20 protein-coding genes and 1 other RNA gene are annotated in these 26,327 nt (G+C 58.1%); 8 read left to right on the top strand and 13 right to left on the bottom strand.

The window, feature by feature from the left end; genetic code table 11:
• Nucleotides 1–18 precede the first annotated feature (18 nt).
• Nucleotides 19–3,681 carry a hydantoinase B/oxoprolinase family protein gene (locus SWE17_RS10235; protein ID WP_322992998.1) on the top strand — a complete coding sequence of 1,221 codons (3,663 nt, stop codon included), beginning with the start codon at nucleotides 19–21 and terminating at the stop codon, nucleotides 3,679–3,681.
• A 35-nt stretch (nucleotides 3,682–3,716) separates the two neighbouring features.
• Here SWE17_RS10235 and SWE17_RS10240 read toward each other — a convergent pair whose 3' ends face one another.
• From SWE17_RS10240 to gyrA, 10 genes are all read right to left on the bottom strand, one after another.
• Complete coding sequence (locus SWE17_RS10240) at nucleotides 3,717–4,013, bottom strand: ComEA family DNA-binding protein (protein WP_322992999.1); 297 nt, start codon at nucleotides 4,011–4,013, stop codon at nucleotides 3,717–3,719.
• A 119-nt stretch (nucleotides 4,014–4,132) separates the two neighbouring features.
• The gene (gene lapB / locus SWE17_RS10245) at nucleotides 4,133–5,290 is read right to left on the bottom strand and encodes a lipopolysaccharide assembly protein LapB (protein WP_322993000.1); all 1,158 of its coding nucleotides are present in this window, start codon (nucleotides 5,288–5,290) and stop codon (nucleotides 4,133–4,135) included.
• A complete protein-coding gene (locus tag SWE17_RS10250; protein WP_322993001.1) occupies nucleotides 5,280–5,567 on the bottom strand; it encodes a LapA family protein in 288 nt (95 codons plus the stop codon). The genes lapB and SWE17_RS10250 overlap by 11 nt, the downstream gene beginning before the upstream one ends.
• A 108-nt stretch (nucleotides 5,568–5,675) precedes the next feature.
• Complete coding sequence (locus SWE17_RS10255; protein WP_322993002.1) at nucleotides 5,676–5,990, bottom strand: integration host factor subunit beta; 315 nt, start codon at nucleotides 5,988–5,990, stop codon at nucleotides 5,676–5,678.
• Nucleotides 5,991–6,104: 114 nt separating this feature from the next.
• Nucleotides 6,105–7,784, bottom strand: coding sequence for a 30S ribosomal protein S1 (rpsA, locus tag SWE17_RS10260; protein WP_322993003.1), 1,680 nt, complete (start codon nucleotides 7,782–7,784; stop codon nucleotides 6,105–6,107).
• 214 nt (nucleotides 7,785–7,998) lie between these two features.
• Nucleotides 7,999–9,990 (bottom strand): bifunctional 3-phosphoshikimate 1-carboxyvinyltransferase/cytidylate kinase, encoded by a 1,992-nt coding sequence (locus tag SWE17_RS10265; RefSeq protein ID WP_322993004.1) that lies wholly within the window; start codon nucleotides 9,988–9,990, stop codon nucleotides 7,999–8,001.
• 4 nt (nucleotides 9,991–9,994) lie between these two features.
• Nucleotides 9,995–10,891: a prephenate dehydrogenase gene (locus tag SWE17_RS10270; protein WP_322993005.1), complete on the bottom strand. Its 897-nt coding sequence runs from the start codon at nucleotides 10,889–10,891 to the stop codon at nucleotides 9,995–9,997.
• 7 nt (nucleotides 10,892–10,898) lie between these two features.
• Nucleotides 10,899–11,999, bottom strand: a complete 1,101-nt coding sequence (gene pheA / locus SWE17_RS10275) for a prephenate dehydratase (protein ID WP_322993006.1) — start codon at nucleotides 11,997–11,999, stop codon at nucleotides 10,899–10,901.
• A 27-nt stretch (nucleotides 12,000–12,026) separates the two neighbouring features.
• Nucleotides 12,027–13,118: a 3-phosphoserine/phosphohydroxythreonine transaminase gene (gene serC, locus SWE17_RS10280; RefSeq protein WP_322993007.1), complete on the bottom strand. Its 1,092-nt coding sequence runs from the start codon at nucleotides 13,116–13,118 to the stop codon at nucleotides 12,027–12,029.
• Between the two features lie 3 nt (nucleotides 13,119–13,121).
• Nucleotides 13,122–15,797 (bottom strand): DNA gyrase subunit A, encoded by a 2,676-nt coding sequence (gene gyrA / locus SWE17_RS10285; RefSeq protein ID WP_322993008.1) that lies wholly within the window; start codon nucleotides 15,795–15,797, stop codon nucleotides 13,122–13,124.
• 230 nt (nucleotides 15,798–16,027) lie between these two features.
• On the opposite strand from gyrA, the gene ompA reads away from it, so the two are divergent.
• The 4 genes from ompA (at nucleotide 16,028) to ssrA (ending at nucleotide 18,554) form a co-directional block, all read left to right on the top strand.
• Nucleotides 16,028–16,678 carry an outer membrane protein OmpA gene (ompA, locus tag SWE17_RS10290; RefSeq protein WP_322993009.1) on the top strand — a complete coding sequence of 217 codons (651 nt, stop codon included), beginning with the start codon at nucleotides 16,028–16,030 and terminating at the stop codon, nucleotides 16,676–16,678.
• Nucleotides 16,679–16,773: 95 nt separating this feature from the next.
• Complete coding sequence (gene ubiG / locus SWE17_RS10295; RefSeq protein WP_322993010.1) at nucleotides 16,774–17,484, top strand: bifunctional 2-polyprenyl-6-hydroxyphenol methylase/3-demethylubiquinol 3-O-methyltransferase UbiG; 711 nt, start codon at nucleotides 16,774–16,776, stop codon at nucleotides 17,482–17,484.
• A 2-nt stretch (nucleotides 17,485–17,486) separates the two neighbouring features.
• Nucleotides 17,487–18,152 (top strand): HAD-IA family hydrolase, encoded by a 666-nt coding sequence (locus SWE17_RS10300; RefSeq protein ID WP_322993011.1) that lies wholly within the window; start codon nucleotides 17,487–17,489, stop codon nucleotides 18,150–18,152.
• 13 nt (nucleotides 18,153–18,165) lie between these two features.
• Nucleotides 18,166–18,554, top strand: a transfer-messenger RNA (tmRNA) gene (gene ssrA / locus SWE17_RS10305).
• 308 nt (nucleotides 18,555–18,862) lie between these two features.
• Here the strand turns inward: ssrA and SWE17_RS10310 are convergent.
• The gene (locus SWE17_RS10310; RefSeq protein ID WP_322993012.1) at nucleotides 18,863–20,275 is read right to left on the bottom strand and encodes a recombinase family protein; all 1,413 of its coding nucleotides are present in this window, start codon (nucleotides 20,273–20,275) and stop codon (nucleotides 18,863–18,865) included.
• A 152-nt stretch (nucleotides 20,276–20,427) separates the two neighbouring features.
• Between SWE17_RS10310 and SWE17_RS10315 the strand changes: the two genes are divergently transcribed.
• From SWE17_RS10315 to SWE17_RS10325, 3 genes are all read left to right on the top strand, one after another.
• Complete coding sequence (locus SWE17_RS10315) at nucleotides 20,428–20,931, top strand: type IV toxin-antitoxin system AbiEi family antitoxin domain-containing protein (protein WP_322993013.1); 504 nt, start codon at nucleotides 20,428–20,430, stop codon at nucleotides 20,929–20,931.
• On the top strand, nucleotides 20,924–21,667 hold the full coding sequence (locus SWE17_RS10320; RefSeq protein WP_322993014.1) for a Fic family protein: 744 nt from the start codon (nucleotides 20,924–20,926) through the stop codon (nucleotides 21,665–21,667). Before SWE17_RS10315 ends, SWE17_RS10320 begins: the two co-directional genes overlap by 8 nt.
• 160 nt (nucleotides 21,668–21,827) lie before the next feature.
• The gene (locus SWE17_RS10325) at nucleotides 21,828–22,619 is read left to right on the top strand and encodes a toll/interleukin-1 receptor domain-containing protein (RefSeq protein WP_322993015.1); all 792 of its coding nucleotides are present in this window, start codon (nucleotides 21,828–21,830) and stop codon (nucleotides 22,617–22,619) included.
• Between the two features lie 660 nt (nucleotides 22,620–23,279).
• On the opposite strand, the gene SWE17_RS10330 is transcribed toward SWE17_RS10325, so the two are convergent.
• Together SWE17_RS10330 and SWE17_RS10335 are read right to left on the bottom strand one after the other, a co-directional pair.
• On the bottom strand, nucleotides 23,280–24,455 hold the full coding sequence (locus SWE17_RS10330; protein ID WP_322993016.1) for a hypothetical protein: 1,176 nt from the start codon (nucleotides 24,453–24,455) through the stop codon (nucleotides 23,280–23,282).
• The gene (locus SWE17_RS10335; protein WP_322993017.1) at nucleotides 24,452–26,023 is read right to left on the bottom strand and encodes a hypothetical protein; all 1,572 of its coding nucleotides are present in this window, start codon (nucleotides 26,021–26,023) and stop codon (nucleotides 24,452–24,454) included. The genes SWE17_RS10330 and SWE17_RS10335 overlap by 4 nt, the downstream gene beginning before the upstream one ends.
• Nucleotides 26,024–26,327: the final 304 nt, after the last annotated feature.

The following is a 26,327-nucleotide window of genomic DNA, read 5'->3' on the forward strand; positions in this document are numbered from 1 at the left end:
TTGAATTTTGAGCAACATATGACCGAATCCCACATCTCACCCGCTGGCAAAAACCGTTGGCAATTTTGGATTGACCGGGGCGGCACCTTCACCGACGTGGTGGGCAAGCGGCCCGACGGCACTTTGGTCACGCACAAGCTGCTTTCTGAAAACCCCGAGCAATACCGCGATGCGGCGGTGGCGGGCATCCGCCATTTGCTGGGCCTCAAAGCTGGCGAGCCGGTCACACCTGAGCTGGTCGAGTGCGTGAAGATGGGCACCACAGTGGCCACCAATGCGCTGCTGGAGCGCAAGGGCGAAGCTACGCTGCTCGTGACCACGCAAGGCTTTGGGGACGCGCTGCGCATTGCGTACCAAAACCGTCCGCGTTTGTTTGACCGCCAGATCGTGCTGCCCGAGTTGCTCTACAGCGCGGTGGTGGAGGCGCAAGAGCGGGTGGCGGTGGATGGCGAGGTTTTGTTGCCGCTCGACGAGGTGCATTTGCGCACCCAATTGATGCATTGGCATGCGCAAGGTGTGCGCTCGGTGGCGGTGGTGTTCATGCACGGCTGGCGACACACGGCGCACGAGCGGGCCGCAGCGCGGCTGGCGCGTGAGGTGGGTTTCACCCAGGTCAGCACCTCGCACCAAACCAGCCCGATGATGAAGCTGGTCAGCCGGGGCGACACCACGGTGGTAGACGCGTATTTGTCACCGATTTTGGGGCGCTATGTGGACCAGGTGGCCAGCGAAATGCCGGGTGTGAAGCTGATGTTCATGCAGTCTTCGGGCGGCCTCACAGACGCGCAGGTGTTTGCGGGCAAAGACGCCATTTTGAGTGGACCAGCGGGCGGCATTGTGGGCATGGCCCGTACGGCGCAGTTGGCGGGTCACGACAAGGTGATTGGCTTTGACATGGGCGGCACCTCCACCGACGTGTCGCACTTTGCGGGGCAATTCGAGCGCGAGTTTGAAACCCAGGTGGCCGGGGTGCGCATGCGTGCGCCGATGATGAGCATCCACACGGTGGCTGCGGGCGGCGGTTCGCTGTTGGCCTATGACGGTGCGCGTTTCCGCGTCGGCCCGCAAAGCGCGGGGGCCAACCCCGGCCCAGCCAGTTACCGCCGGGGCGGGCCTTTGGCCGTGACCGATGCCAACGTGATGGTGGGCAAGGTGCAGCCGAAGTTTTTCCCCTCGGTGTTCGGGCCTGAAGCCAATCAACCGCTTGACGCCGAGGTGGTGCGCGGGCATTTTGAGCAATTGGCCAAGCAAACCGGCCGCGCTGCCGAAGACGTGGCGCATGGCTTCATCCAGATCGCGGTGCAGCAGATGGCAAATGCCATCAAGAAAATTTCGGTGGCGCGGGGCTACGACGTGACGCGTTACACCTTGCAATGCTTTGGTGGCGCGGGCGGGCAGCATGCGTGTTTGGTGGCCGATGCTCTGGGCATGTCGCAGGTGCTGGTGCACCCGCTGGCGGGTGTGCTGTCGGCTTATGGTATGGGCTTGGCCGATCAGAACGTGATGCGCGAGGAATCCGTTGAGCGACGACTGGAAGCTGCCGCCATGCCCTTGATGGCCGAGCGCTTGCAGGCATTGGGCGAATCCACCCGCTTAGCCTTGCTGGCGCAAATGGGCGGGGACGCAACGCATGTCGACCGCATCGAGCTGCGCCAACGCGTGCATTTGCGCTACGAAGGCACCGACTCGGCGCTGGTGGTGCCCTGGGGCGATCAAGCCCAGTTGGTGGCCGGGTTTGAGGCGGCTTACCGCCAGCGCTTTGCCTTCTTGATGCAGGGCAAGGCCTTGGTGGTCGAAGCGGTGTCGGTGGAGGCGGTGCTGCCAGGCGATGCGCCCGAAGAGGCTGTTCATGCGCTGAATGCTGAGCGCGAGGTGCCACGTCGCGACACGGTGCGGGTGTTCGCCGCCAACGCACAAGGCGTGGCCGAGTGGCAGGAAGCCGCGCTGGTGGTGCGCGAAGACATGCGCCCGGGTGATGTGATCGACGGCCCGGCCATCATTGCCGAGAAAAATGCCACCACGGTGGTAGAGCCAGGCTGGCAGGCACGGTTAACGGCTTTGGACCATTTGCTGCTGGTGCGTGTGCAAGCGCGGGCGGTGCAGCACGCCGCAGGCACGCAGGCCGACCCGGTGCTGCTGGAGGTGTTCAACAACTTGTTCATGAACATCGCAGAGCAGATGGGGCTGCAACTGCAAAACACGGCCTACTCGGTCAACATCAAAGAGCGGCTGGACTTTTCGTGTGCGCTGTTCAGTGCCGAGGGCCATTTGATTGCCAACGCGCCGCACATGCCGGTGCACTTGGGCTCGATGGGCGAGAGCATCCAGACCGTGATCCACGAAAACAAGGGGCGCATGCAGCCAGGTGATGTGTTTGTGCTGAACGATCCGTACCATGGCGGCACGCATTTGCCCGACATCACAGTGATCACCCCTGTCTATTTAGACGGTCACAAAGATCCCGTGTTTTATGTGGGCTCACGAGGGCACCATGCCGATGTGGGCGGTTTGACACCTGGCTCCATGCCGCCGTTTTCCACCCGCATCGAAGAAGAGGGCGTGCAGATCAACAACGTCAAGTTGGTCGAAGCGGGCCATTTGCGCGAGGCCGAGATGGCGGCGCTGCTGCAAAGCGGCGAATACCCTTCGCGCAACCCGGCGCAAAACATGGCCGACTTGAAAGCGCAAATTGCCGCCAACGAAAAAGGCGTGCAAGAGCTGCGCCGCATGGTCGATCAATTCGGCTTGGACGTGGTGCAGGCCTACATGCGCCATGTGCAGGACAACGCCGAAGAATCGGTGCGCCGCGTCATCACCCGCCTCAAAGACGGGTCGTTCACTTTCCCCTTGGACAACGGGGCGCAGATCCAGGTGGCGGTGCGCGTGAATGCTACCGAGCGTACGGCCGAGATCGATTTCACCGGCACCAGCGCCCAGCTGTCCAACAACTTCAACGCGCCACGGGCGGTGTGCATGGCAGCCGTCCTGTACGTGTTCCGCAGCCTGGTGGACGACGACATCCCGCTGAACGCGGGTTGCCTGAAGCCCCTGAAGGTCATCATTCCCCAAGGCTCAATGCTCAACCCAAATCCGCCGGCTTCCGTGGTGGCGGGCAATGTGGAAACTTCGACCTGCATCACCAATGCGCTGTTTGGCGCATTGGGTGTGATGGCGGGCAGCCAGCCGACCATGAACAACTTCACCTTCGGCAATGCACGGGTGCAGTACTACGAAACGATTTCGGGTGGCAGCGGTGCGGGTGGGCGTTTTGACGCACAAGGTCAGTTGGTGGGTGGTTTTGACGGCACTTCGGTGGTGCAAACCCACATGACCAATTCACGCCTCACGGACCCTGAGGTGCTGGAGTTCCGATTCCCGGTACGGCTGGAGAGCTACGCTATCCGCCAAGGCTCGGGCGGTTCGGGGCGCTGGCACGGTGGCGACGGCGGCGTGCGCCGTGTGCGCTTTCTGGAGCCGATGACGGCGGGCATTTTGTCCAACGGTCGGGTCCATCCAGCCTTTGGCATGGCGGGTGGTCACAGCGGCTTGCCGGGCATCAACCGCGTGGTGCGCAGCGACGGCAGCGTGCAAGAGCTGGCGCACATTGGGCAGGTCGAGATGCAGACGGGCGATGTGTTCGAAATCCACACGCCGGGTGGCGGCGGATTTGGCGATCGATAGATCCCTCACTCAAGCTTGGGGCATTTTTTGACGGCTCAGAGTTTTTTTGCAGGGTGGCGTGGGGCTGGGGCATAGGCTTGCCCTTGAACCCGCAGGCCTTGATCAGACAAGCTGGCAGCTTTCTTCGGTGCGATGCCTTGGACGCGCTGCATGAATTCTGTCCAATCTCTGAAAGGCTTTTGCTGGCGCTCGTCCATGATTTGCTTGGTCATGGTCGGGCCTAAGCCTTTCAGGCTGTCGAGCTCGATTTCATTGGCCTTGTTCAAGTCCACTTGGGCCCAAGTGACCGAGGTCAGCAGGGCGATGGCGGTGGCAGCGATCTTTTTGAGCATCTCGACCTCTCCTTGTACAAGGCTGCAGACCTTGGCAGTCGCCTGCATTTTGGGCGCCGATGAGGATGCACTGCAAGGCGGAGGGCGGCGAACTTGAAACCAGTTGTTTCAAGCGCGCTTCAGAGTTCTTCGATGCGGCGAGGTGGGTAGCTGTCCCAGGCTTGGCAACCGGGGCAATGCCAAAAATGTTCTTTGGCTTCAAAGCCACAAGCAGCACAGCGGTAACGGGCCAAGGGCCGAATGGCTTGCTCCAGCGCTTTTTGCACGGGTGCGGGCAAGGCAGGCCTTGTTTGGTTTTCGTTCGACAACCAACGTGCAGCGGCCATCAATGAGGTGTGTTGACCCAGGTGGTCCAGGTAGCGTTGGTGCGACGCCTCTTGTCCCTCTGGCGATGGGTCGGCCAGAGCGGTGATGGCATCCAGCACATCGATGCCGGGTTGTTTGTCGTAATGCTTTTGCAGCAGCGCCTTCGCCTGCTCAACCATGGCGGCTGCCTGTGCTGCTTTGACCAAGCTGGGTGCAGCCAGCGTCGCCGCCGCATCTGCACGTTCGAACAACACCGACAAAGTGGCAAATGCCTGTGCGGCCTGTCCTTGGGACAGCTGTAGTTGTCCGAGCAGAATACGCGGCCTGGCCGCATCGGGGGTGGTCTTGATGGCCGTGTTGAGCAGTTGCAAAGCTTTGGCCACATCGCCTTGTTGTACGGCTTCACGGGCTTGCTCGCATTGGTAATGCGCCAGGCGCATCTCGAAATTGGCTTCGCCAGACTTTTCGAGCAGTTGGGCTACTTGCGCAGCTTCAGGCCATTCGCGCGATCGCTCGTAAATCCCCAGCCGCGCCAACCGTGCTTGGCCTTCGTAAGTGGTGCCTTCCAATTTGCGCAAGGCTTCTTCGGCGCGGTCCAGCAGACCTGCTTTCAAGAAGTCGAGTGCCAAGCCGTGTTGAGCACGCTGCCGATCGGCACTGCTCAAGTCTGCCCGTGACAACAGGTGCTCATGGACGCGTACAGCGCGGTCGTACTCTCCCCGACGGCGGAACAAATTACCCAATGCAAAATGCAGCTCAGACGTGTCGGGATCGTTTTGAACCGCCTCAATGAAGGCGTCAATCGCCTGGTCTTGCTGTTCATTGAGCAGGTAATTGAGGCCCTTGAAATAAGCGCGTGGTGCTTGGCGGTTGGCGATGCGCATTTGGCGCAGATCCAGGCGCGAGGCGATCCAGCCCAGCGCAAACGCAGCGGGCAGACCCACCAAAATCCAGGTCAGGTCAAGTTCCATAGGGTTTCTCGGGCTCGGCAGTGAGCTGTGTGGGGGGCGATGCGTTCATGCGCAGCGCTTGGCGGTGGCGCCACCAACGGGGCACCATGCCCAGTACGCCCACGGCAACACCGAGGCCAAACGCGCAAAGCACCACCAAGACGGTGGGGGCTGACCAATAGGTGCCGAAAAAGAAATTGACACGTGTCTCTTGCTGGTTGTTCAGCGCAAAAGCAAACAGTGTGAAAAAGACGGCGGCTTTCAGTAGCCACTGAAGCAGCCGAAGCAGACGTTTCATGGAAGACCTCAGAATCTGGCTTCATTCTAACGGGCCAGTCGATGCCCTGAGGGCTGTTGTCCATGGGCTCCGGCTGGATGTCTTCGCCAGCGTGGGCTGCCCAACAGTTCAGGTTTTGGATGAACCTGTTGCTGGGTTCGGGGTGCCAGCGTCCACGGCTTCGCGCAGGGCTTTGCCGGGTTTGAAATGGGGAACCCGTTTTTCCGGAATCTGAACGCTCTCACCGGAGCGGGGGTTGCGGCCAACACGGGGTGGGCGGCGGTTGATGGAGAAGCTGCCAAAGCCGCGAATCTCGATGCGGTGGCCTTTGACCAAGGCGTCGCTCATGGCGTCCAACACCGTTTTGACGGCCAGTTCGGCGTCACGGTGGGTCAGCTGTGCAAAACGTGCAGCGAGTTCTTCAACCAGGTCGGAGCGTGTCATGGGGTCACTTTGTGGTTCATGTGTCTTGCAGGTGTCCAGCACCGGTCTGAAAAAAGCCTGCCCCCATGACAGGGGCAGGCTTTTCAGACAGCAAGCGTCTTCAGATCAAAAAGATCAGTTGTTGTCCAACTTGGCACGCAACAGAGCGCCCAAGCTGGTGGTGCCAGCGTTTTCGCTCTTCGATTGTTGTGACAAGGAAGCCATGGCTTCTTGTTGGTCCACAGCGTCTTTGGCTTTGATCGACAACTGGATGTTGCGGGTCTTGCGATCCACGTTCACCACCACAGCAGTCACTTCGTCGCCGACTTTCAGCACATGGCTGGCATCCTCCACGCGGTCACGCGAGATTTCGGACACACGCAGGTAGCCGATGATGTCTTCGCCCAGGTCGATTTCAGCGCCCTTGGCATCCACAGTCTTGACCTTACCGGTGACGGTCTGGCCTTTGTCGTTGATCGACACGAAAGTGGTGAAAGGATCGGAGTCGAGCTGTTTGATGCCCAAGCTGATGCGCTCGCGGTCCACGTCCACAGCCAAGACCAAAGCCTCAACTTCTTGACCCTTCTTGAATTCGCGCACGGCGTTTTCGCCGGTTTCGTTCCAAGACAAGTCAGACAGGTGCACCAAGCCGTCGATGCCGGCAGCCAAGCCCACGAACACGCCGAAGTCGGTGATCGACTTGATCGGACCCTTCACGCGGTCGCCGCGCTTGGTGTTCTGAGCAAACTCTTGCCATGGGTTAGCACGGCACTGCTTCATGCCCAAGCTGATGCGGCGCTTGTCTTCGTCGATCTCGAGGACCATGACTTCGACTTCGTCACCCAAGGCAACGATCTTGGAAGGTGCCACGTTCTTGTTGGTCCAGTCCATTTCGGAGACGTGCACCAAGCCTTCGATACCTGGCTCGAGTTCCACAAACGCGCCGTAGTCGGCGATGTTGGTGATCTTGCCGAACATGCGGGTGCTTTGTGGGTAGCGGCGGTTCACGCCCATCCATGGGTCGTCGCCCATTTGCTTCAGACCCAAGGACACGCGGTTTTTCTCGGTGTCGAACTTGAGGATCTTGGCAGTGATTTCCTGACCCGCAGTGACCACTTCGGAAGGGTGACGGACACGGCGCCATGCCATGTCGGTGATGTGCAGCAAGCCGTCGATGCCGCCCAAGTCCACGAACGCACCGTATTCGGTGATGTTCTTGACCACACCGTGAACGATGGAGCCTTCGCGCAATGTTTCCATCAGCTTGGCGCGCTCTTCGCCCATCGATGCTTCCACCACTGCGCGGCGTGACAACACGACGTTGTTGCGCTTGCGGTCGAGCTTGATGACCTTGAATTCCAGGGTCTTGTTCTCATAGGGAGACAGGTCTTTGGTAGGACGTGTGTCGACCAAAGAGCCGGGCAAGAAAGCACGGATGCCGTTGACCAACACGGTCAGGCCACCCTTGACTTTGCCGCTGGTCACGCCAGTGACGAACTCGCCGGATTCCAAGGCTTTTTCCAAAGACATCCACGAAGCCAGACGCTTGGCGGTGTCGCGGGACAAGATGGTGTCGCCGTAGCCGTTTTCGATGGAGCCGATGGCCACCGAGACAAAGTCGCCGACCTGGACTTCGACTTCACCCTGGTCGTTCTTGAACTCTTCGAGGGGCACGTAGGACTCGGATTTGAGACCGGCGTTAACGACCACGAAGTTGTGTTCGATGCGCACCACTTCAGCGGTGATGACTTCACCAGGGCGCATTTCGGTACGTTGCAGGGATTCCTCAAAGAGGGCGGCAAAAGATTCAGACATGTGATTTCCTCATCCACAAACAGGACTGACGAACGCGGAATGCGTCGTTTCCAGGAGCTGACTGTGGCGATTGGTTTGCGGTGTGAGCCGCGGTTGGTTTTAAAAAACCACCTGACCAGTGTGCAAGCTGCACGAAGAGAGCCGAGTGGAACTTCAGGACAGCCCACACAGGGTGGGCTGGGGTGGCCGTGTTCGGTCAATTAACTTGGGTTGGTTAACCGAAAACCTGCCGACTTTGCCACCAGACCATCACCTGTTCCACCGAGGCTTCGATGGTCAAGGACGAGTTGTCCAGTTGCAAGGCATCTTGTGCGGGCTTGAGTGGCGCGACGCTGCGGGACATGTCCCGTGCATCACGCGCTTCCAAGTCAGCGCGAAGAGCGTCGATATTAGCCGAAAAACCCTTAGAAATCAATTGCTTATGACGTCTTTCAGCGCGTTTGGCGGCGCTGGCGGTCAAAAAAACCTTCAAAGGGGCCTTCGGGAAGATCACCGTGCCCATGTCTCGGCCATCGGCCAGCAGACCTGGCAGACGCTGAAAACTGTGTTGCAGATCCACCAAAGCATCTCGCACGGCGGGCAATACGGACACCTTGGAGGCGTTCATGCCGCCTTGTTCGCTGCGGATCGCATCGGTCACGTCCACGTTGTTCAGCAGGACCTGCTCGCCTTCAAAACGCACGGGCAGGTGGCGGGCAAGGTCAGCAATTTGGGCTTCGTCAGCGGCTTCCAGAGTCAGGCCCGACTGCAAAGCGGCATGGGCGGTCACGCGGTAGAGCGCACCTGAGTCCAGGTAGTGGTAGCCGAGTTGCGTGGCCACGCGGCTGGCCAGGGTGCCTTTGCCCGAGGCGGTGGGACCGTCGATGCAAATTACTGGAATGTTGGCGGCTGCCGTGTGCGCCACCGAGAACAGGGCCTCGAAGTAGTCGGGGAAGGTCTTGGCGACGCACTTGGGGTCTTTGATGCGCACCGGGACTTGGTCAGCGTTGAAAGCCGCCAGCGAGAAGCACATGGCCACGCGGTGGTCGTCGTAAGTGTGGATGCTGGCGCGTTGCCACTGGCTTGGCTTGAGTGGGTGGATGGTGATCCAGTCTGGGCCTTCTTCCACAGTGGCCCCGAGTTTGCGGCTTTCAGCGGCCATGGCCACGATGCGGTCGGTTTCCTTGACGCGCCAGCTGGCGATGTTGCGCAGTGTGGTGGGGCCGTCGGCATACAGCGCCATCACGGCCAGCGTCATGGCGGCGTCGGGGATGTGGTTGCAGTCGAGCGTGATGCCTTTGAGCGGCCAAGCGCCACGCTGGATCTCCAGCCAGTTGGGGCCGCTGGTGATTTTGGCGCCCATCTGCGCTGCGGCATCCATGAAGCGGATGTCGCCTTGGATCGAGTCGGCCCCCACGCCCTGGATGCGGATGCCGCTGCCTTGGGCGATGGCGCCGAGTGCGATGAAGTAGCTGGCCGAAGAAGCGTCGGCTTCGACGTGGATCGTGCCGGGTGACTGGTAGCAGCTGCCCGCCGGAATAACAAAGCGTTCCCAGCCTTGGCGCTCCACGGCAATGCCATACCGCGCGAGCAGGTTGAGCGTGATCTCGATGTAAGGCTTGCTGATGAGTTCGCCCACCACCTCGATGGTGATGGCGCGGTCCTGCGCGGCCAATGGCAGGGCCATCAGCAAGGCCGTGAGGAACTGGCTGGACACATCGCCGCGCACGGGAATGGGTTTGTCCAGTTGCAGCGAAGGCTGGCGCACGCGCAGCGGCGGGTAGCCCTCGTTGCCAAGATAGTCTATGGCGCAACCCAGCTCGCGCAGCGCGTCCACGAGGTCGCCAATCGGGCGCTCGTGCATGCGGGGCACGCCTTTGAGCGTGAAATCACCGCCTTGCACCGCCAACGCAGCGGTGAGCGGGCGCATGGCCGTGCCCGCATTGCCCATGAAAAATTCAATCGCCTCACTTGGCCATGCGCGGCCGCCCAAGCCCGTGATGGTCACCGTGGTGCCCGCCACCTCGACGCCACAGCCCAGTTGGCGCAGCGCGGCCAGCATCACGCGGGTGTCGTCCGAGTCCAGCAGGTCGTGGACCACGGTGGTGCCCTGGCAAAGTGCTGAGAGCAGCAGCACGCGGTTCGAAATGCTTTTGGAGCCGGGCAGGGTGACAGTGCCGGACGCGCCTTGCAGCGCAGGGAGGTCAAGGAAGGCGGTGGAGAACATGGGGTCAGTCTTCAGAGGCTTTGTTGCAAGCATTGCCCGCTTGCAGCGTCCAAGCCGAGCGCACGTCGCTGGCTTGTTGAATCAGTTGCTGCAGCGCGGCGGTGTCGCCTTGCTTCAAGGTGTTTTCAAATTGATCAAGCGCCGCGCGAAAGTGCGCCATTTGCGTGAGCACTTCAGACTGGTTGGCGTTCAAAATATCTCGCCAGACGGACGCATCTGATGCGGCGATGCGGGAAAAATCTCGAAAGCCAGGGCCCGCCATCTCCAAAAACGCAGCGCCTTGCGGCTGAGCAGTGAGCGCATTCACTGCCGCAAAGGCCAACAGGTGGGGCAAGTGGCTGACGGCTGCAAAAGTGGCGTCGTGTGCCTCAGGGGTCATGTGGCTCACATGGCTGCCGATGGCGGCCCAGATCTCGCTCGCCGTTTTGATTTGACGGATGCTGTTTTGCGGCAGGGGTGTGAGGATGGTTCGGCGCTCTTGGTACAGCGTGGCCTCGGCATGCTCGATGCCAGCCACCTCTTTGCCCGCAATCGGGTGGGCAGGCACCAAGCAATTCAGGCGTTCGCCCAAAGCTGCTTGGGCTGCTGCAACTACATCGCATTTGGTGGAGCCCACGTCCATCAGCAAAGCATGGGGTGCCAGCGCATCGCGCATGGCGGCAAAGCTGCTTTGCATGGCACCCACGGGCACGGCCAGCAAGACCAAATCCGCACCTTGCACCGCCTCGGCAACGCTGTTGCAAGCTTGGTCGATGACACCCAGCTCAAAGGCGCGTTGGCGTGTTTTTTCGGAAGCGCTGAAACCGGTGATGTGCTGCACCAAGCCCGCTTGGCGCAAGGCAAGTGCAAACGAGCCGCCCATCAGGCCGCAGCCAATCAGGGCCAGGCGTTCAAATTTCACCGCGCACTCACTCAGGTACGGGGTAGGAACCCAGCACTTTGTAGAAAGCGCACAGGCCTTGCAATTCTTGCAGGGCTGCAGCCACATGCGGCTCGCTGATGTGGCCTTGCAGGTCGATGTAGAAGTAATACTCCCACTGGCCCGATTTGGCGGGTCGGGACTCAAATCGCGTCATGGATACGCCGTTTTTTTTGAGCGGCACCAACAAGTCGTGCACGGCACCGGGGCGGTTGGGCACCGACACCACCAAGCTGGTGCAGTCTTTGCCCGAGGCAGGCGGTGTGGCCAGGGTCTTGGGCAATGTGATGACGGCAAAGCGTGTGCGGTTGAGCGCCTCATCTTGGATGGCGTGGTGCACGATGTGCAGGCCAAATTGGCTGGCGGCGCGTTCGCTGGCCAAGGCCGCCCAAGCCGGGTTGGTGGCGGCCAAACGGGCCCCTTCTGCGTTGCTGGAGACAGCGCGGCGCTCCACATGCGGCAAGTGCTTGGACAACCAGCCCTGGCACTGGGCCAGCGCTTGGGGGTGGGCCATCACCACCTCGATGCCAGCGTCTGAATTGAGCTGGCGCAGCAAATTGAAGCGCACCTGCAGGCTGACTTCGCCCACCACATGCACAGGCGAGCGCAAGAACAAATCGAGCGATCGGGCCACCACGCCTTCGGTGGAGTTTTCCATGCCGACCACGCCATATTGGGCGGTGCCCGCAGCGGTGGCGTGAAAGACTTCGTCGAAATTGGCGCAGTAAATCAGGTTGGCCGCGCTGCCAAAAAACTCAATCGCTGCTTGCTCGCAAAATGTGCCTTGGGGCCCGAGTACCGCTACGCGCTGTGGCGCTTCAAGCGCCAGGCAAGCCGACATGATCTCGCGCCAGATGGATGCGACGTGTTCGTTTTTCAGCGGGCCAGGGTTGGCATGGGTGATCTTGTCGATGACCTGGGCGACGCGGTCGGGGCGGAAGAAGGGCGAGCCTTCGGCGCGTTTGATCTCGCCGACTTTCTCGGCCACATGGGCACGCTGGTTCAGCAGGCTGAGCAGTTGCTTGTCCAGTGCGTCAATTTGCACACGCAAAGCGCCCAAGGCATCCGACTGAATGGGTTGTTGGCTCATGTCCGCAAGTCTTTCAGAGGGCCGGGTTCAGGCCTGTGTTTTTTCAAATTCGCGCATGAAGGCCACCAAAGCCTGCACGCCTTCGATTGGCATAGCGTTGTAAATGCTCGCCCGCATGCCCCCGACCGATTTGTGGCCCTTGAGTTGCAACAAGTTGGCCGCTTTGGCGCCTGCCAAAAAGGCCTCGTTGCGCGACTCATCACGCAAGAAGAAAGGCACGTTCATGCGCGAGCGGCAGTCTTGGGCGACACGGTTTTCGAACAGGCTGGAGCTGTCGAGAAACTCGTACAACAGCTGTGCCTTGGCGATGTTGCGTTGCTCCATGGCGGCGATGCCGCCATTTTTCTTGAGCCACTGGAACACCAGCCCGGCGATGTAAATGCTGTAGGTGGGTGGCGTGTTGTACATCGACTGGTTGTCGGCCACCAGTTTGTAATCAAAGGCGCTGGGGCAATGGGGCAAGGCATGGCCGATCAGGTCTTCGCGCACGATGACCAAGGTCAGACCTGCGGGACCCAAATTCTTTTGCGCACCCCCAAAAGCCAGGCCCACACGCGACCAGTCCACTGGCCGGGAGGCCACATGCGAGGAAAAATCCACCACCAGCGGGGCGTCGCAGCCTAAAGCCTTGAGGTCGGGCAGTTCATGGAACTCCACGCCGTGGATGGTTTCGTTGCCGCAGATTTGCACGTAGCGGCTGTCAGCGCCAATCTGCCAAGTGGCTGGCGCGGGCAAAGTCGTGAAACCGTCGGCTTGCGCCGTGGCCGCCACGCGGGCTTGTCCGTACTTGCCCGCTTCCTTGAGCGACTTTTGGCTCCAGCTGCCCGTCAGTACAAAGTCCATGGCCCCGCCTTGCGACAGGTTCAAGGGCACGATGGCGTTTTCGGCCAAACCGCCACCTTGCATGAACAAGATTTTGAAGTTTGCAGGCACGGCCAGCAGCTCGCGCAGATCCGCTTCGGCCTGCTCGTAAATGCTGATGAACTCCTTGCCGCGGTGGCTCATCTCCATCACGCTCATGCCTGAGCCGTGCCAGTCCAGCATCTCGGATGCGGCTTGCTGCAACACAGCCTCTGGCATGACGGCGGGACCCGCCGAGAAGTTGAAAGCGCGCCCCATCACTTATTCCGCTGCAGGTGCGCTGTCGTCCGTCGGTGCATCGGCATCGCCCTCGGCGGCATTCGCGTCGTTTTCCACGATGCGTTGCAGGCCCGACAGCTTGGCGCCCTCGTCTAGGCCAATCAAAGTCACGCCTTGCGTGGCGCGGCCCAGCTCGCGGATTTCGGACACGCGGGTGCGCACCAAAACACCAGTGTCGGTGATGAGCATGATCTCGTCATCGGCATGTACCAAGGTGGCGGCCACGACTTTGCCATTGCGCTCGGATTGCTGGATGGCGATCATGCCCTTAGTTCCACGGCCGTGGCGGGTGTATTCGGCGATGCTGGTGCGTTTGCCGTAGCCGTTCTCGGTGGCCGTGAGCACGCTGGCGCGGGCTTTGGCTTCGTCGGCGGGGGCATCGGGGTTTTCTTGTTCCGACACCAGCATGGCGATCACGCTTTGGTGGTCTTCGATCATCATGCCGCGCACGCCGCGTGCACTCCGACCCAGTGGGCGCACATCGTTTTCGTCAAATCGCACGGCCTTGCCGCCGTCGCTGAACAGCATCACGTCGTGCTGGCCATCGGTGAGCGCTGCACCGATCAAAAAGTCACCTTCGTCCAGATTGACGGCGATGATGCCGCCCTTTCGTGGGTTGCTGAACTCGTCGAGCGAGGTCTTCTTGACCGTGCCCATGGAGGTGGCCATGAAAACATATTGGTTTTCGGGGAAGGTGCGTGCTTCGCCAGTCAAGGCCAAGACCACGTTGATCTTTTCGCCTTCTTGCAGCGGGAACATGTTGACAATGGGGCGACCACGTGAGCCGCGCGATCCTGCAGGCACTTCCCAGACTTTGAGCCAATACAAGCGGCCCCGGTTGGAGAAGCACAGCAAATAGTCGTGCGTGTTGGCGATGAAGAGCTGGTCGATCCAATCGTCTTCTTTGGTGGCTGCCGCTTGTTTGCCTCGGCCACCGCGCTTTTGCGAGCGGTATTCGGACAAAGGTTGGCTCTTGATGTAGCCGCTGTGGCTGAGTGTGACCACCATGTCGGTGGGCGTGATCAGGTCTTCAGTGGACAGGTCTTGCGCGCTGTGCTCGATCTCGCTGCGACGTGCGCCAATCTTGGTCTGACCGAATTCCTGGCGCACGGTGCCCAGCTCGTCGCCAATGATGGTCGCGACGCGTTCAGGCTTGGCCAGGATGTCGAGCAGGTCTTCGATTTCGGACATGACTTCTTTGTACTCGGCCACGATCTTGTCTTGCTCGAGTCCGGTCAGGCGCTGCAGACGCATCTGCAAAATCTCTTGCGCTTGCGTGTCCGACAGGCGGTACAGGCCGTCTTGGCCCAGGCCGTATTCGCGCTCCAGACCTTCTGGGCGGTAATCGTCGGCGTTGACCACCGAGCCGTCATCGCGTGCACGGGTCAGCATGGTGCGCACCATTTGGCTGTCCCAGGCGCGGGTCATCAACTCGGCCTTGGCCACGGGGGGCGTGGGAGCGCCACGGATGATCGCGATGAAGTCGTCGATGTTGGCCAAAGCCACGGCCAAGCCTTCCAGCACATGGCCACGGTCGCGCGCTTTGCGCAATTCAAACACCGTGCGGCGTGTCACCACTTCGCGTCGGTGCTGCAAGAAGACTTGGATCAGGTCTTTCAGGTTGCACAACTTAGGCTGACCGTCGATCAGGGCCACCATGTTCATGCCGAAGGTGTCTTGAAGCTGGGTTTGCTTGTACAGGTTGTTCAGCACCACTTCGGGCACCGCGCCGCGCTTGAGCTCAATCACCAGGCGCATGCCCGACTTGTCGGACTCGTCCTGGATGTGGCTGATGTCTTCGATTTTCTTTTCATGCACCAGCTCGGCCATACGCTCTTGCAAGGTCTTTTTGTTGACCTGGTAGGGCAGCTCGTCGACCACTATGCACTGGCGCTGGCCTTTGTCGATGTCTTCAAAATGGCATTTGGCCCGCATGACCACACGGCCGCGGCCTGTGCGGTAGCCGTCTTTGACGCCTGTCATGCCGTAAATGATGGCGCCAGTAGGGAAGTCGGGCGCGGGCACGATCTCCATCAACTCGTCGATGGAAGCTTCGGGGTTGCGCAGCAAATGCAGGCAAGCGTCCACCACTTCGTTCAGGTTGTGGGGTGGGATGTTGGTGGCCATACCGACCGCGATGCCGCCAGAGCCATTGATCAGCAAGTTGGGCAGGCGCGAAGGCAATACCAAGGGCTCTTTTTCGGAGCCATCGTAGTTGGGGCCGAAGTCGACAGTCTCTTTGTCGATGTCGCCCAGCATCTCGTGGGCGATCTTGGCCAAACGGATTTCGGTGTAACGCATCGCGGCTGCGTTGTCGCCGTCCACCGAGCCGAAGTTGCCCTGGCCGTCCACCAGCATGTGGCGCATGGAAAAGTCCTGAGCCATGCGCACGATGGTGTCGTACACCGACTGGTCGCCGTGCGGGTGGTATTTACCAATGACGTCACCCACGATACGGGCCGACTTCTTGTAAGGGCGGTTCCAGTCGTTGTTCAGCTCGTGCATGGCGAACAAGACTCGGCGGTGCACGGGTTTGAGACCGTCACGCGCATCGGGGAGTGCTCGGCCCACAATCACGCTCATAGCGTAATCGAGGTAGCTGCGCCGCATTTCCTCTTCCAGACTGATGGGCAGTGTTTCTTTGGCGAACTGTGTCATATATAGAAGGAGGGAATTGGCACTTTAAAACATGCATTTTAGGTGCAAGAGGGTGTCGCGTATATGCAACATTTGTCATTCATCCAGGGTTCGGATGTCGCGTGTGTACGCTGTTTAACGAATGCGTTTCGTGTCTATGGCACAATAAAACCCAACGGATCAGGTGAAGGTCATCTGAAACGTCATTTTTTCGCAGCGAGTCTGCGGCTTTATCTCTCTAGAGGAAGACCATGAACAATTTCAACAAAGTAGCGATGTTGATTGCCTCCGCAGCTCTCGCAACAGCCGCCGGTGCTCAATCTGTTGACAACTGGCGCAGCGCTTCGGGCGACGCCTGGAAAAACGGTACTAACGAACTGTGCTGGCGCGATGCCAACTGGACACCTGCTACTGCAGCGCCTGGTTGCGATGGCGCCATCGTGGCTCCTAAGGCAGCTCCTGCACCTGCTCCAGCTGCTCCAGCCCCTAAGGCCGCACCTGCACCAGCTCCTAAAGCAGCCGCTCCTGCGCTGCCCCCAGCAGCTGCTACCAAAGTGACTTACGCTGCAGACGCTTTCTTTGACTTCGACAAATCCGTGTTGAAGGCCGAAGGCAAAGCCAAGTTGGACGATCTGGTTGGCAAAGTCAAGGGCATCAACCTGGAAGTCATCATCGCAGTGGGCCACACCGACTCCGTGGGCGCTGATGCTTACAACCAGAAGCTGTCGGTCAAGCGTGCTGACGCTGTCAAGGCCTATTTGGTGACCAAGGGCATCGAAAAGAACCGCGTTTATACCGAAGGCAAGGGCGAAAAGCAGCCAGTTGCTGACAACAAGACTGCTGCTGGCCGTTCCAAGAACCGCCGCGTGGAAATCGAAGTTGTGGGCACACGCGCCAACTGATAATCCACTCTAGGATTAGTCAAAAGCCCCAGCAATGGGGCTTTTTTTCGCCTGTCGTTCATGCATGAAGGCCTGTTCACCGACAATCAGACACCATGAGCAACATCCAATCCAATGTCGATCCGGCCGAGTTGGCCAAATTCTCCGATCTGGCCCACCGCTGGTGGGACCCGGAAAGTGAATTCCGCCCCCTCCACCAAATCAACCCATTGCGTCTGGAGTGGATCCATGGTCTGGTGCCCTTGACTGGCTTGAACGTCGTCGACATTGGTTGCGGCGGCGGTATTCTTGCCGACGCCATGGCACGCAAAGGGGCGAAGGTGTTGGGCGCTGACCTGGCCACCAAATCGCTCAAAGTCGCCCAGTTGCATGCGCTCGAAGCGGGCACACAAGGGGTGCAGTACCGCGAAGTCAGCGCCGAGGCCTTGGCCGCTGAGCAGCCCGAGCAGTTCGATGTGGTCACGTGCATGGAAATGCTCGAACATGTGCCTGATCCCGCATCGGTCGTCAAAGCCTGTGCCCAATTGGTCAAGCCCGGCGGTTGGGTGTTCTTTTCCACACTCAATCGGAACCCCAAGTCTTTTCTGTTTGCCATTGTGGGGGCCGAATACATCCTCAGGTTGTTGCCCAAAGGCACGCATGAGTTTGCCCGCCTGATCAAGCCAAGCGAGTTGACCACCTGGGCACGCGATGCCGGATTGGACGCTCAAGGCTTCAAAGGCATGGAATACAACCCCTTCACCAAACGCTATTGGCTCAGCCAAGACACCAGTGTGAATTACTTGCTGGCCTGCCGGAAAGCCTGATCATGTTCAAAGACATCCAAGCCGTCCTTTTTGACCTGGACGGCACCTTGATTGACAGTGCCCCGGATTTGGGTGCGGCGGTCGACAAAATGCGGGTGGACCGTGGCTTGTCGTCTTTCCCCCTGGAGCATTACCGCCACATGGCAGGTGCAGGGGCCAGAGGCATGTTGGGCATCGCTTTCGACATGACACCCGAGCACGCCGAGTTTGAGGCGATGAAGGAAGAGTTTTTCGTCAACTACGAAAACTGCATGACCGAGCGCACCCGAATTTTTGACGGCGTGGTCGAGATGATTTCGGCGCTGGTTGGGCAAGGCCTGCCTTGGGGTGTGGTGACCAACAAGTCGAGCCGATTCACCGATCCGCTGACCTCCGCCATGCCCTTGTTCTCATCGGCGGGTGCCATTGTCAGTGGCAACACCACGCCACACGCCAAACCGCACCCTGAGCCTTTGTTCGAAGCGGCTCGCCGATTGTCGGTCGATCCGGCCCGGTGCGTTTATGTTGGCGACGACGAGCGCGACATCGTGGCAGGATTGGCCGCAGGAATGGGCACCGTGGCGGCCACCTACGGTTATTTGGGTCAACAGACCGATATTTCGCGCTGGAATGCCCATTTGCACATTGATTCGCCGATGGACCTCTTGAAATTCCTCAAGAGCGCCTAAAATAGATCCCTCAGGGGCTGCACTGGTTTCGACATGGGTTCGGACGCGTGGCAGGGCATGTCGAGGTTCTGATCCTCGTAAAACTTCGGAAAAAAAACTAACTGCAAACGACGAACGTTTCGCACTCGCCGCTTAATCCGGTGAGCCTTGCAACAGTTGGCCGATAGGCTGGGTTAGGGTGATGAGGGGGTTAAACCCCTCAAAGTCCTAGCTGCAAGGTAAAACATATGGGCTGGCATCACCTCGGGTACCTTGAGGTGGTGTGAGAAAAAAGGGTACTGGCTGGGTGTTCAGCGTGTCGCTGCGCGGTTCATTTGGCGAGACTCAAATCAGACGACTACACATGTAGAACTGTACGAAAAAGACTTATGGACGGGGGTTCAAATCCCCCCAGCTCCACCATTCACAAAGGGGACAGACTTTCTCTGTCCCCTTTTTCTATTGGGCTGCAGCCCAGTAACAGCGCCATTCCTCGCATTTGTCTTGAGGATGACTGGCGTCAATTTCTCCCTAAAAGTTTCATTTTTCGGCCTCGAGATCTCGGATTTCTCTACGTTTTCTCTGTTTTCTTGAGGACGAATCCTCAAGAAGAACCTAGGATTCATGCGGGTTCCAGCGCGATGGTTTGATGTGATTGATGGGTAGCATGGTTGACTTCGATTATTTTTATAACTCTTTTGAGCTATCCGCGAATTTTTTTTGAGACGTCCTCAAGCTTTTTTGACTGGTTTTTGGGGCTTGGAGAGGCTGGCGGCAATGGGTTTGAAGCTCCGCAAAAGTTCGGATAGTCCCGGCAAATTGAGCACGATTTGCACCTGGCTGGGATAGACGATCACGCGATCAATCAAGTGCTTGAACAGTTCCGCGATCAAAGGCGCCATGTAATACAGCCGCACCGTGTGCATCATGTGCAGAGATCTCTTGACATGGGTGGGGTCGAACTCGGGCCTGCTTTTCCATTCATCGGGGAAGTTCTCCAGCCAAGGCTGAGGGTCTTCAAAGCAAGCCATCAGATAGTCGATGACCAATCTGTGCAGCTGTGCTGTTGATAATGTCACCGGGGACGAAGCATCTTCTTTGCTACGGGCGGGCGCCTTGTAATAACGGTAGCGACGTCCATTGCCCCTGAGGCTTGATTCGAATGTTGTGTATGCGCGGCCATCGTGCCAAAACACCTGACCCTCGAGCGGGAAATTTCTCTCGTCGATTTTGGAGCTTGGGATCCCTGTGCGCCTGGCACGATCACTTCTGATGGCTTGGACTTGGTTCCAAAGAGCGCGATCAATGATGGGCTCGTGATGACTGGGGTGCCATTCGTCGCCGTAGAAGACTTCACCAATGTATGCGCGGTTTCTGAGCAGCTGATTGAGCGTATTGCGATCGAAAGGTTTGCCGCCATGCCGATTGCCATTGAGGCTGATGTGCAGCTTGGTTCGGTAGCCTAATGCGTTGAGATCCTCGATCAAGGCGGCCATGGAGTCAGCGCTCAGGAAGCGTTCAAAAATGTCGCGCGCCATAGCCGCTTCGCTGGCGTGGATCTGCAACTCTTGCTGATCATTGAGTACGTAGCCCAATGGGATGCCGTTGCGCTGCCACCTGCCACTGGAGCGTGTGATCGCAAATTTGTCCCGGGTTCTTTCTCCAGCAATTTCACGCTCAAATTGACTAAACGTTGTCAGCAAGTGCAATGTGAGTCGGCCGGTGGGAATCGCGGTGGCCAGCGTTTGGGTGATGCTGACCACGGCGGTATTGGTGCTATTGAACGTAATCAGCAGATCGCAAATGTCCTTGATACTGCGGCTCAGACGATCTAGACGCTGAACGACGACCGCATCAAACTTACCCGTTTTCAGGTCCTTGATGAGCTGTCCCATGGCAGGGCGATCTAGATTGCCCCCGGAGTAACCGTCGTCGATGTAGGCTGGCGCAACCAACTCCCACCCAGTGTCACGCTGGGATTGGATGTAGGCTTCGCAGGCTTGGACCTGCGCCTGCAGCGAATTCAAACCAGTCTCAGGGCTGCTCACCGAGACCCGCGCATAGATCGCACAGCGCCGAGTGGAAAAGCTTGTCGGCTGTGGTGGCTCTTGCCCAGGCGTGCGGATGCCGGTGTCATGGCTCATGAAGCCGCATCATCTCAGATTCCACGTTTTAGCAATTTCACCAATCTCTGTTAATGGAGATGAACCGTCCAAAAGGGTTGAGGAAGCCGGCACTCATACTGGCGTAAATAATTGATTTGCATGGACTTTTATTGATCTGTACAATGAACCACATGGACATCGAGGGACGCATCTTGCAATCACTCCGCCCTCGGCGGGATGGCGTTCTGCTGCGTTCAGACGTCAATGACTTCGGGAGCCCTACCCAGGTTTCTGCCGCGCTCAAAGCTTTGGTCGAAAAGGGTCTGATCACCCGACTTGATCGCGGCGTCTATGCCAAACCTGACAAGGTCGAGCAGATGGGCCGAAAGGCGTTGCTTGAACAGGCCATGGCCAAAATGGAACAGCAGCGAACTCAAGACCTCAAGCGAGCCCGGCGACGTCGCAGCGACCCCACTGCCATTTATGTGCGTCAACTGGCCAAGCGCGAGGGCATTGTGTTTGCCCCAACTTTTGCGGACCTTTGGGCCAAAGCCGTGACGAAACTGGCTGGCGATGAGGTCAAAAGCGACAAAACAGATGACCTCCTGGTTGCACTGACACGTGCAGGCAAACTCTCACCGCGCGACATGACCCGGTTGGTCATCGCGCATCATCGGAATCTGGCCCGTGTTTGACCCGTTTGGTGACTTTGCGACCGAAGGGTACCTGCGCAACTTCGACAAAGAAAAAGATCTGGAGATCGTCAAGATCGCTGAGCATGAACTGTTTCGTGCACAGCTTCCAGCCGCGCTGGATTTTCTGGCCAAGAGAAAGCGGATTGAGTACGCCGATTTCTTAGAGGTGCATCGCATCTTGTTCGAAGGTCTTTACCCTTGGGCTGGAAAAGACCGGGCAGAAGTTTTGCCTGACAGCGCGGTCAAAAAGGGAGCGCTTTATTTCTGCCATCCACGCGACTGCCGGTTGGCGGTCTCAGAGGGTTTGTCAGTCGCCCAAGATAAAAAGCAGATGGACAAACGCCCCGGCTTCATCATGGGCATGTTTGCATACGGCCATCCATTTCTTGATGGCAATGGGCGTACGATGTTGCTCGTTCATGCCGAGCTTTGCTTTCGCGCCAACATGTCTATGAACTGGATGCGCACCAGCAAGCAACCCTATCTGGATGCACTCACCCAAGAAATTCAGGCTCCCAACGATGGCCATCTGGATGCATATCTGAAGCCGTTTATCGAACTCCAAATTCCGCGCGAGAACTGGTTGCAATCTGTCTCAGACCTGCCCGGCCTGGACGGCATCGACGCTCAATCAGATGTCTCAGCCGGTTATTCCGATCCTGCGATCACAAAGGAATATCAGGAGTTCGACCGCCGCCGGGGGTATCAACTGGACAACAAACACTCATTGAGATAAGACGCCCATAGCGGTTGTTGTCGCCGTGGAATGCCCCGCAACCGATTTGGTCGCAGTGACCGTGACAGACGTCAAGAAGGAGTGAGATGTACCACTACACAGACGACGGGCTACGCAACGTGTGGCTGACCTATGTAATTGAGCAGTAGCAGGGGGTATCTTGACGAATAAAAAGCTGTGGTTGACCTATGCGTGGAAGGACAACGAGGACCGGGACATTGACTTTATTGTTCAGGTTCTCGACGGACTGCCTTTAGATGTGAGGTTTGACCGGCGCAGCCTGGTGCCAGGGCAGCGGCTATGGACGCAGATTGGCGGGGCAATAACGGATCCTGCTGAGTGCGACGCATGGGGCATCGTTCTGACGGCGAACAGTCTGGCGAGTCAGCCCTGCATGGAGGAGCTTTGTTACGCTCTGGACCGGGCGCTGAGCTCCAACGGGAGTTCATTTCCTGTATTCGCGCTTTTGCACAGAGTGGTTGCAAAAGATTTGCCCCCGGCTCTTCGCGTGCGCCTTTGCATACCCCTTGAAGGCGCTGACTGGTCAAAACAAGTGGTAGCGGCCGTGGAAAACCGTTCACCAGGACTTGTGATTAATGGACTTGATCAGTGGTTGATTAAGGAGCATCAGGTGCAAGATGGCATTGCGCTCGAAGTTCGACCAAGGTTCGACCGGATTGCGCCTTTTGCGATGGCCGTGGATCTTGATGAAAAAGCGCAAGGGAACGTGCTTCGATGCAGTCCCGGGCCAGCGAACCGGGTACCTGATGGTCATGCTGCGTTCAATTGGATCGATAGTGCTCAGACGTTGACAGACGGCACCCCTGCTTGGGTATGGGGCGGCGACAACGAAGCAAGTTCGACTTATAGCTACTATCTCTTCTATCGCCGCCGACCAAAGCGCGTGTGGTTCGGTCATCAGCAAAATCTTTTTTTGCTTAACTGGGAATAGTGGCGAGCTCAATTGGAGACGGTTGCCATGGCCTCGGTGTCTAACTGCATGCATTCACACGTGCATTCATTCCTCCGCTCACTTGCTACCACGCATGATTGAGCGGTAACAGAAAGTTTGGGGCTGTTAGTGGTTGCTGGAATTCGTTCATGATTAACTCTGCCACCATTCACCAAGGGGGCGGATTTTCTCTGTCCCCTTTTTTTATCGCGCTGCAGCCCAGTAATGGCGTCATTCCTCGCAAATGTCCTGAGGATGCCGAGTGCCAATTTCTCGCCAAAAGGTTTATTTTTAGCCTCTGAAATCTCGGATTTCTCTACGTTTTCTCTGTTTTCTTGAGGATGCGTCCTCAAGAAGAACCTAGTATTCATGCGGGTTTTAGCTCGATGGTTTGATGTGAGCGATGGGTGGCTTGGTTGACTGAATAAGTCATTCTGATCCGCATTGCGCCGTCTAAGTCGAAGTCCTAAAGTTCCTTCTCGTCGAAGCTTGGCTGCGTATCGTACCTGCGTAGATGTCTGCTGTAGGCTGTTTGGAGACATCCATTGAGCTTATGCAAATGACTGCTGTGCCACACAAACATGTCGCTTGACTGAGAAGGACATAGCCCCCAAACGTCTTGACCAGCATCGGCGCGATAGATTCGACTAGGAATCTGCGTCAGGCATAGGCCTCACCAGTGAGGACCATTGCCGACACTTCCGGAGCGGAAGCGCGTAAAGCGGCAGTCGAAACGCTATATCGCTTTGGTTCTGCATACGGAATCGCAACCCCATAGTTGCCATCTACGATGTCAAGCTTCATTTCGTAGCATGCTAAGGCTGCGCCTAAGGTGATCAGCTTGCTCGCCAGAGGTGTGACAACCAATCGGCATCCGCCGATAACGCTCAAGCTTTTCTGATACCGCTTCATGGCGCCCAATAGTTGCCGATATGCCTCAAAGGGATTGGTCTCGTGGGCATATAGGACATTGGTTAGGGGTGTCTTGCTAACGTCAAACAATGGCACCTTATATTCGACTAGCAGCCGATCACCTCGACGTGGATCACGCGACGGATGCGGAAGCACTGGGCAAATCTCTGCAGAGTCTGGGATCTGGTCGTACATCACCTTCTGGAGCTGCGAAACTCTGTTCTCGCCGAGTACCGGAAACCATACAAGCGGCCAGTCGCGAGTGCTTTCAGTTTGCAAAGCGCTTGCAAATCCAGGAATCAAGACCAGCTCGTTGCTGGGATCTTCGGACTGAATCATGCTGTCGAGGCCAGCATCTTCGCCAACAAGGATCTGCAGATTAATCTTAGAAGCGGCCAAGGGCACTGCCTCATTGCGGTTGGGTACAAGCCGATCCAATAATGCGAGCATGAGCGACAAGTACGCTATTCGTGGAAGTGAACTTACGTCGAGAACAATGTCTGTCTGGTCGGAGACGGCACGGAGCACTTCTTCGGTTCCGAGCCTGAGCGCATTACTCGCGCTCAGGTCATCTTCTCCCTCGGCAGTTGAGTCAATCATGACCGTCCGCGTTGTCCCGATCACGGCGAAACGTTGCTCCAGAGCCAGTGCGTTTTCTGCGGTTACTTCGACGAGCTCATCACTCAACTGGTAGCCGCGAAATCCCACTAGCAGCAACTCCGCCTGTTCAACGGAGCAACCTGACGAGGTAACGCTGCTGATGAACCGGTCCATAACTGACTGCGCCCGCAGGTCAAATCCACGCCCTCCCACGTAAAGCAATCGAACGCCGCTGTTAGCACGCTGACGCTGTTGGAACATCTGATCCCACATATCCTGCACTTCGGCACCACGCCGAAAAACATAGCGATTCCACAGCGTCATCGCGGCACCTCCGCTGATCGGCGTTTAGTCTGCGCAGAAGGGCCGTCCATCCAATTGATCAAGGTCTCGGCAGACACATCCTGCCACCCCCCGTACTGAAGTGGAAGGTCGTGGTGTGCACAGAACGACCTGTTTAGGTAGAACACCGTACCCTCATCCCTGGACGTGCTGGCCGCGCTAGGGCGCGTTGTCAACAAGTTCTCCGCAACGCACTCCCAAAGCACCCGGGCAAGTAGCGCATGAAGCTCCGAGTTCTTCGTCTGCTCCGGGCGCAACCTGCTGAGTTCGTAGCGGCTAAGACGGATGCCAGTAACACCCGGCGCGTAGGAAGCCGACATCTGAAACGTCTTGTCCCTGCAATACTGAGCGATGGCATCCAGCAGCCTCTGGGCCCTGGTCCCCTCCGTGTGACTCTTTGGTATGAAATCACGTTTCCGCTTGGCAGTCTCTTTGATGCGACGCTCCTGTTCTGCTGGGGACAGACGGAGGTCAGGCTGCTTTCGAAGCACTTGTTTGGCAAGCATGCCTTCATACAAGCTTGCTGCGATAGCCAGTAGCTCTTCGACGTTCGTCGTTGCCAACGCACAGAGCCGATCAACGCCATAGTAGTAGGGCAGCTTCAGGTCGTCGTGGCAGAAAATTTCCGCCGCACCGAGCACCTTGCTGTCTCGTTCATCAAGCTCTTCCGCTGGAAGTGGTGCAAGTTCGAGAGTGAGTTGTCGCCTGCCTTCAGACCGGGCAACCAGTATGCGGGTTAAATACAGTTGCATCAGGCTATCAAACCCCATCGTCTTCTGCGCTTCGTCAGCGTGTGCCAACCACTCTGCATAACGAATGTTCCCCCGATGGCGCTCCATCTCTTTATCGAAATTCTCGACCGCCTTCCCGAAAAGGTCCATGAGGTCCTCTGAGGTGAGCTGATCCTCAAGGTATTGAGAGAATGCGCCTGCAGGGATCTCGCGTTGGACGTCCAACCGGCGATCCAAAATGCTTTGAGCGAAGGTCGCGAACTGCTGTTGACTTTTGCCCGACCACATTTCCTCAATGGGGTAATGGCGAAGGTCTCGGCCCTCGCGGGCACCTTGAGACAGCAATGCATCTCCTAGGGCAATGCTACGCTCGGCCAGCCACACTGGGATCGCCGGCCTAAGCTCGACAAGCTCTTCCAACATCAGCTCGCGCTGCTTCTTTCGAAGTTTCTGGAGGTCATCAATCATCAGCAATCGACGCGGCGCTATTTGCTTTCCCCCGCGCGAGAACCTGACCGACTGCAGCCACAGGACGCTTTCAAACCGAACATGCAGCGGGAGATCGGCAGAGGCGTCGCCTGCGAGTGAATCAAGCTTGGCATACACGGCTCGCTCCCGCTCTTCCGCCCATCGAACCAACTCAACGGCCGAATCTGCAGTCGGTATCGCTTTAAGATCACTAGCCAAGTCGTCATACTCTAGACGCACGTCGATGAGTTGGTCGGTTGACGCGTAAGCAACTAGCGAAGCAAGACTTCGCAGAGTTCGAAGAACCACACGACAGTCAAAAAGCGCCCGGAATAATCCGGCTTGTGCCATGGACGCGCCTGGTGGAAGGTCAGCATACCCCGAAGCACAAGACAGCAAAACGCCAAGTAACTGAGGCCCGTCAGTTTCATGCATAACCTGGCGCCCAAGTAGGCGTTGGTACGACTCATCTTGACCGGCTCGAGCATTCCAGAATGCTCGTAGTGCCGCCGGCGTGAAAGCACGCAGCAAAGTGGTCTTGCCTCCTCCCGGTGGGCTCGTGAACAGATGCACCGCACCGTTGAAGGCGTCCTCGTGAAGTCTTTCGAAGATCTTCGGGGAAAATAGACGAACAAACTCTTGGTCGGAGGTGCGC

Origin of the sequence: Limnohabitans sp. (assembly GCF_034680285.1) — a bacterium.
In the GTDB taxonomy this organism is placed as follows: domain Bacteria; phylum Pseudomonadota; class Gammaproteobacteria; order Burkholderiales; family Burkholderiaceae_C; genus Limnohabitans_A.

Excerpts from the sequence above, each read along its gene's own strand:
- SWE17_RS10300 (WP_322993011.1), top strand. The coding sequence starts at position 17,487 with ATGTTCAAAGACATCCAAGCCGTCCTTTTTGACCTGGACGGCACCTTG.
- pheA (WP_322993006.1), bottom strand. The coding sequence starts at position 11,999 with ATGAGCCAACAACCCATTCAGTCGGATGCCTTGGGCGCTTTGCGTGTG.
- ubiG (WP_322993010.1), top strand. The coding sequence starts at position 16,774 with ATGAGCAACATCCAATCCAATGTCGATCCGGCCGAGTTGGCCAAATTC.
- ompA (WP_322993009.1), top strand. The coding sequence starts at position 16,028 with ATGAACAATTTCAACAAAGTAGCGATGTTGATTGCCTCCGCAGCTCTC.
- SWE17_RS10310 (WP_322993012.1), bottom strand. The coding sequence starts at position 20,275 with ATGAGCCATGACACCGGCATCCGCACGCCTGGGCAAGAGCCACCACAG.
- SWE17_RS10240 (WP_322992999.1), bottom strand. The coding sequence starts at position 4,013 with ATGCTCAAAAAGATCGCTGCCACCGCCATCGCCCTGCTGACCTCGGTC.
- SWE17_RS10265 (WP_322993004.1), bottom strand. The coding sequence starts at position 9,990 with ATGTTCTCCACCGCCTTCCTTGACCTCCCTGCGCTGCAAGGCGCGTCC.
- serC (WP_322993007.1), bottom strand. The coding sequence starts at position 13,118 with ATGGGGCGCGCTTTCAACTTCTCGGCGGGTCCCGCCGTCATGCCAGAG.
- gyrA (WP_322993008.1), bottom strand. The coding sequence starts at position 15,797 with ATGACACAGTTCGCCAAAGAAACACTGCCCATCAGTCTGGAAGAGGAA.
- rpsA (WP_322993003.1), bottom strand. The coding sequence starts at position 7,784 with ATGTCTGAATCTTTTGCCGCCCTCTTTGAGGAATCCCTGCAACGTACC.
- SWE17_RS10330 (WP_322993016.1), bottom strand. The coding sequence starts at position 24,455 with ATGACGCTGTGGAATCGCTATGTTTTTCGGCGTGGTGCCGAAGTGCAG.
- SWE17_RS10335 (WP_322993017.1), bottom strand. The coding sequence starts at position 26,023 with ATGGCACAAGCCGGATTATTCCGGGCGCTTTTTGACTGTCGTGTGGTT.
- SWE17_RS10235 (WP_322992998.1), top strand. The coding sequence starts at position 19 with ATGACCGAATCCCACATCTCACCCGCTGGCAAAAACCGTTGGCAATTT.
- lapB (WP_322993000.1), bottom strand. The coding sequence starts at position 5,290 with ATGGAACTTGACCTGACCTGGATTTTGGTGGGTCTGCCCGCTGCGTTT.
- SWE17_RS10250 (WP_322993001.1), bottom strand. The coding sequence starts at position 5,567 with ATGAAACGTCTGCTTCGGCTGCTTCAGTGGCTACTGAAAGCCGCCGTC.
- SWE17_RS10255 (WP_322993002.1), bottom strand. The coding sequence starts at position 5,990 with ATGACACGCTCCGACCTGGTTGAAGAACTCGCTGCACGTTTTGCACAG.
- SWE17_RS10315 (WP_322993013.1), top strand. The coding sequence starts at position 20,428 with ATGGACATCGAGGGACGCATCTTGCAATCACTCCGCCCTCGGCGGGAT.